This window comes from Moorena sp. SIO3I8, from assembly GCF_010692325.1.
Lineage (GTDB): Bacteria > Cyanobacteriota > Cyanobacteriia > Cyanobacteriales > Coleofasciculaceae > Moorena.
On record NZ_JAAHHW010000211.1, the window covers coordinates 1 to 5803 of the forward strand.

Genomic DNA, 5803 nt, shown 5'->3' on the forward strand with positions numbered 1-5803 from the left:
GATTTGATGCCCAGGATCTCCTCAAGAAACCTGGTGAAGGAGAAAGGACAGCCACGGACATGATTATCATGGCTCGATCCAGAGACATGGGTGGTGATTTCTCAGTGATGCAGGGTGTGATCAATCCTGGTCACTTGCTGTCACCCCACAGCCACAAGTTTTGCGATCAACTGGTCTACGTGATATCGAGTGAACTTGTCTTCGAGATTGGGGGTGCAGATGGACTAAGGTTTACAGCTCCTGCGGGAAGCTATGTCCAAAAGCCACGGGGCATTGTCCATGCTTTCTGGAACTCCACGGATACACCAGCTCATTACATCGAGCTGTCAGGTCAGGAAACCTTTGAGGGATTCGTTGACTCCTTGAAGGGGGGCGATCGCAAAGGTGTGGCAAACGCAGAGCGGGACTGGGGCATGGTTTTTGCTCTCGACGAAATTCCAAGGCTGATCAAGGATAACAACCTCACGGGCCTTGCCATGTCCGAGACTCCCGACCTACCCCATCTACCTAATCTTCCGGAACCAGTGGCAAAGCTGTTTAGCAATATGAAGTTGCGGTAGAAAATCTTGTAGGGTGGGCAAAAACTGTTTGGTTCTTTTCAGTTTTGTAGATAAAAGAACTTTGCCCACCCTACTTTAATTGGTATTTTTTTTCCTTGTAGGAATGGGGAGATGGAGAGATGGGTAGGTTGTTGAGAATTTTAGGGTTAGCGATCGCATCGGCTTATTTTGCCTCGATGTTAGCACTTAGCAGTGCCACAGCAACCATCCCTACACCGCCATCTCCCTTACTGGCAACCGATCTTACTGGGCAAACAGCGTTGCTGAATCTTCCCATGAATAGGAGTAGAGTGGGCATCCTGCCCGCCGGAAATAAGCATGAAACTGGCAAGATGCCAGTTCCACCAAGATGCCCATTCCACCTCACTCTTCAAATCATTCCCGCCGGAAATAAGCATGAAACTGGCAAGATGCCAGTTCCACCAAGATGCCCATTCCATGAAACTGGCAAGATGCCAGTTCCACCAAGATGCCCATTCCATGAAACTGGCAAGATGCCAGTTCCACCAAGATGGCCATTCCACCTCACTCTTCAAATCATTCCCGCCGGAAATAAGCATGAAACTGGCAAGATGCCAGTTCCACCAAGATGGCCATTCCACCTCACTCTTCAAATCATTCCCGCCGGAAATAAGCATGAAACTGGCAAGATGCCAGTTCTACCAAGATGGCCATTCCATGAAACTGGCAAGATGCCAGTTCCACCAAGATGCCCATTCCATGAAACTGGCAAGATGCCAGTTCCACCAAGATGCCCATTCCACCTCACTCTTAAAATCATTCCATTATTAAGCAACACCATAATCTCAGCCCAAGCTCTGGAATCATCGAGCAATCAAATTGCCATACCGGTCAAGGCTGAGATTGATGCTAAAACTCAGGTTTTATTCGAGCAACTTTTTGATGGATTTGGGGCATTCAATATCCTGATTATCTTTTTACTTACCGTCGGTCCGCTCAAGCTAATTGTACCCTTTGTGAAGCTGACAGCTAATGCGGATCCGGCCTTGCGTCGCCAGCTTGCTTTACGGGGGTTTGGCATATCTACCTTAGTTATTTTTGCGGTAGCACTACTTTGCCAAAATGTTCTGAAATCCTGGCAAATTGACCTCTCAGCAATGCTTATCGCAACAGGTATTATCCTTTTTTTAGTGGCTCTGCGAACAGTATTATCTCAGTATAATCCCCCCACAACTAAGGAGAACTCCCCTGTAAATCCTTCTCTGAAGTTAACGATTAATCCCTTAGTTTTCCCGAGTATTTTAACTCCCTATGGCATTGCTGTTGTGGTGACTATGAGCGCCATGTTCGGACGGATGGCAATTGCTCCGGGTTCTATGTTTTTGCTATTATTTGTGGTTATGGTACTCAACTTAGGAGTGATGTTGGTCGCCCATCCCCTTTTGAATCTCATCAAACCCGTGACTCTAAGAGTGCTTGGTTTTGTGTTTGGGGTGATGCAGGTGGCTCTGGGACTAGATATGATTTTGACCGGAGTGAAACTGGAAGCTATCGCACTGAAATTTATTCTAGGGTTGTAAGATTATCTCCACATAATTACCCGATCTCGCCCCATACTTCCCACAGTCCCCTCTCTTTCCCTGTTCCCTATCCCAGACCAAGCTTTTGTCGCAACGCATCGGGCATATTCTCGGCTTTGTCCAAACCTATAGCATTTTCCAACTTTGTCTTTTGATCCCACAAGATGCCTTCAAGGTTTGTACCAGTGAGGTCTGCACCAGTGAGGTCTGCACTATTGAGCTTCGCATCTGTGAGATCTGCACCACTGAAGTTCACATGTTTGAGGTTCGCACCATTGAGCTTGGCATATCTGAAATCTGAACCAGTCAGGTTCGCACTAGTTAGGTTAGCGCCAGTGAGGTTTGCACCAATGAGCTGAGCACGACTGAGGTTAGATAATCTTAGGTCAGCATGTCTGAGATCAGCAATACTCAGGTCGGTTTCACTGAGGTTAGCTCTGATTAGTAATGCTTTAGCAAGCTTGGCTGTATTAAGGTTAGCTCCAGCAAGGTTGGCTTTAGTGAGATCAGCTCCAGTAAGTTCAGCTCCAGTAAGTTCAGCTTTAGTAAGTTTAGCGTCATAGAGTTTAGCATTTGCCAGTTCAATGTCGGTCAAATCGGCGTTTGGGGCATTCAGCCTTCTCATGGCAACACCATAGTTGTTCAAAACCTCAAGGGCTTTTACTCTGGCATGACTAGTAGAGACTTTGGCTCCTGCAGCATTATCAACGATTTGCCATGCCTCATAGATTATCCTTTGTCTGCGCTCTAGACCTTCAAGCATGTAAAGGGACGCTCCCAATAAAAGAGCGAAACCTTCAATATTTTCCACTTTACAGACTAATAATAGTTGCACTTTACAGACTAATAATAGTTGCTTTGCCAAACACAACCAGTCTGAGTCTTCAGGTGAGCAAACGTTTTCCTTTTCAGTTGTCTTTTGCTCTAATAACGTTTCAGGTATCTTTTGCTCCAATACACTTAATCCCACTAGAACGGAGTAAGCAATAATAAAGGCAACCACTACACGAAGCCAGAGATTGCTTAGAGGCTTTTCTAATAATCCAATCAGTTGTATCCTTTTTTTCAAAAGTCCTTACCTATTTGCAGTATATACCAGTTCTGAATTGGCAAAGGTATCTCGTCCTAGGTTTTAGGGAGTGGGGAGTAGGGAACGATGCACCCAGTTATAAGAGGGAACAGGGAATAGCAATGCAGTCGGATCAAGGCAATTTATCCTATCCTAAAAATTTATATGTAATCGCTATAATCCTGAAACTAACAACACTACCGACACTCCTTATTAATCCAGGGTAAGCGCAAGAATCAATAAGCTGTAGCTTATTGATAAAAAAACCGCATCATTCTCAACAAATTTACTCTATGGCGAGGAAATTTATACGAGATTATAGGGGTTTCGAACCACGATAAACTGATATCCAGCCAATGGACATTATAAGTCATTTTTTCTTGCGCTTACCCTGCTTATCAATCTTCTTTATTCTGAGTATTAAACCGGGATTGATTAGCAAAAAAAAATAAATTTAACTGCAAATAAATCAGGAATTTATTACTTCATGAGATGATTTAAACTTAACTCATTTTGTCCTGAGCTAGGTTCATCCATCTGGAGAAATATTTATAAGGTAGGTAAATCAAGCAGTTGCATGACTAAGGGAAAGCAATCCAAGAGCCAAAAAAGATGGTTGTTATGGTCTAACTATGTATGTCTATCACTAGCTGTGATGCTCGTGCTGGTGTGGAGTCATGGGGCAGTGGCTCAAGAGACTGCCTCAATAAACCCTGAACTGAAGGGCGTCCTGGACACGATTTGGTTGGTGATAGCAGGCTTTTTTATATTTTTTATGAATGCCGGATTCTGTTTATTGGAAACCGGTTTTTGTCGCAAGCAAAATGCGATCAATATTTTAGCAAAGAACCTAGTGGTGTTTAGTATCGCCACCGTAGCGTTCTGGCTTTGCGGAGCGGGATTGATGTTTGGTGGTGACAATCCGTGGATCGGGACTGAAGGGTTCTTTTTTAGTGGCCAGGACATTTTTAACCGATCCAGTGGTTCTGACTCTATGGCTATGGAGGAAGCCCAGTTTTTCTTTCAATTAATGTTTGCTGGCACCGCAGCAACCATTGTTTCTGGAGCGGTAGCCGAGCGCATGAGATTTTTGAGCTTTCTAATCTTCAGTTTCTTGCTAGTGGGATTTTTGTATCCCATCACCGGACATTGGGCGTGGTCGGAGTCTGGATGGCTGACCAAGGAAGGTCTGCTAGCGTCTGAGAAATTGAAATTTTGGGATTTTGCCGGTTCAACAGTAGTCCACACCGTGGGAGGAGCTGCTGGCTTGATGGGAACCATCGCCCTAGGGGCACGGGCTGATAAATATCGTGAAATTCAGCCAGCAGAGTTATCTAAACTTAGTCCACGACAAAAAACTAAGTTTAAGAAGAAAATTGAACCCTTAAACGGACATAATATGACTCTTGCCACCTTGGGATGTCTGATTCTCTGGTTCGGTTGGTTTGGGTTTAATGCTGGCTCTACCTTAGAGGCCACTTCCCCCGCCATTCCTCACATTGTTTTAACCACTACTTTAGCAGCTGCAGCCGGTGCAATTGGCTCGATTTTCTTTTGCTTTGTCAGATACGGTAAACCTAATCTTGCCTTTATCATCAATGGCATTGTGGGGGGATTAGTTAGCATCACTGCACCCTGCGCTTACGTTAGTCTCCTAGATGCAGTAGTGATTGGGGCTGTCGGGGGAGGAATCCTTGTGCCCCTTGTTACTGAGCGATTATTAGATTGGTGGGAAATTGATGACCCAGTTGGTGCTATTCCCATTCACTTTGGTTGTGGATTATGGGGAACCCTGGCGGTGGGATTGTTTAGCATCGGACCAAAAACTATAGAAGCAAACAAAGATTTGGCCTGGGCTTACGCTCTTGGAGATGGTCCTGCTCAAGGCTTCTTGCGGGGAGGCAATCCCAGTCAACTGATCGTGCAAGGATTAGGTGCTGCTACTGTTATTATTTTTATCTTACTATCCAGTAGAGCTATTTTGTATCTACTTAATCTAGTCATGCCTGGTGGGATTAGAGTATCTGAACAGGAAGAAAAAGACGGTTTGGACAAATCCACCTTTGAAGACAAAGTTCAAGATGTTTACCAAGAGCAAATCGATAGGTTATGGGAAAAACTAGAAGATTTGGAATAGATTAGCAAAAACAATTAAATAAAAAACACCCAATGACAAGCTTAGAACCAGGATATCCTCTGAAACAGGGCAGGTATACCATCCAAGGTGAATTAGGAACGGGGGGCTTTGGAACGACTTACCAAGCCACTCGTCAGTTACGCGATGGTCAGGAAGAGATTGTTGCGATAAAAATTGTAAAAGATGAATTAAGCGAGAATGAACGAAGCGCAAGAGAAACAAAATTTGAAAATGAAGCGAAGCGACTCAAGCAATTTAACCATAACCATATTGTTAAATTCATAGAGTACTTCTATGACAATACCATAAACCGTCCTTGCCTGGTAATGGAATATATTGAGGGAGAGACCCTAGATCAACTCACTAAAGCAGGGAATGGAATTCCAGAAGAACAAGCCATCAAATATATTCGGCAAGTTGCCAATGCCCTCGAAGCAATGCATGAGGTTAATTTGATTCATAGAGATGTCAACCATCGTAATATTATGGTGAGACA

Annotated in this window: 5 protein-coding genes; 4 read left to right on the forward strand and 1 reads right to left on the reverse strand. The window is 44.2% G+C overall.

All coding sequences use genetic code 11. The annotated features are described in order from the left end of the window. Positions 1–560, forward strand: a 560-nt coding sequence (locus F6K51_RS34910) for a cupin domain-containing protein (RefSeq protein WP_293030066.1), incomplete at its 5' end; no start/stop codon positions are given. Between the two features lie 119 nt (positions 561–679). Beyond that, positions 680–2101: a MarC family protein gene (locus F6K51_RS34915; RefSeq protein ID WP_293030071.1), complete on the forward strand. Its 1422-nt coding sequence runs from the start codon at positions 680–682 to the stop codon at positions 2099–2101. A gap of 67 nt (positions 2102–2168) precedes the next feature. Here F6K51_RS34915 and F6K51_RS34920 read toward each other — a convergent pair whose 3' ends face one another. Beyond that, positions 2169–3170: a pentapeptide repeat-containing protein gene (locus F6K51_RS34920; RefSeq protein WP_293030076.1), complete on the reverse strand. Its 1002-nt coding sequence runs from the start codon at positions 3168–3170 to the stop codon at positions 2169–2171. 577 nt (positions 3171–3747) lie between these two features. Between F6K51_RS34920 and amt the strand changes: the two genes are divergently transcribed. Continuing rightward, positions 3748–5307 (forward strand): ammonium transporter, encoded by a 1560-nt coding sequence (gene amt / locus F6K51_RS34925; protein ID WP_293030081.1) that lies wholly within the window; start codon positions 3748–3750, stop codon positions 5305–5307. Between the two features lie 32 nt (positions 5308–5339). After that, the coding region (locus F6K51_RS34930) for a serine/threonine-protein kinase (RefSeq protein WP_293030086.1) at positions 5340–5803 on the forward strand (464 nt) is incomplete at its 3' end.

Coding starts and splice junctions, on each gene's coding strand:
- F6K51_RS34915 (WP_293030071.1), top strand. CDS start 680: ATGGGTAGGTTGTTGAGAATTTTAGGGTTAGCGATCGCATCGGCTTAT.
- amt (WP_293030081.1), top strand. CDS start 3,748: ATGACTAAGGGAAAGCAATCCAAGAGCCAAAAAAGATGGTTGTTATGG.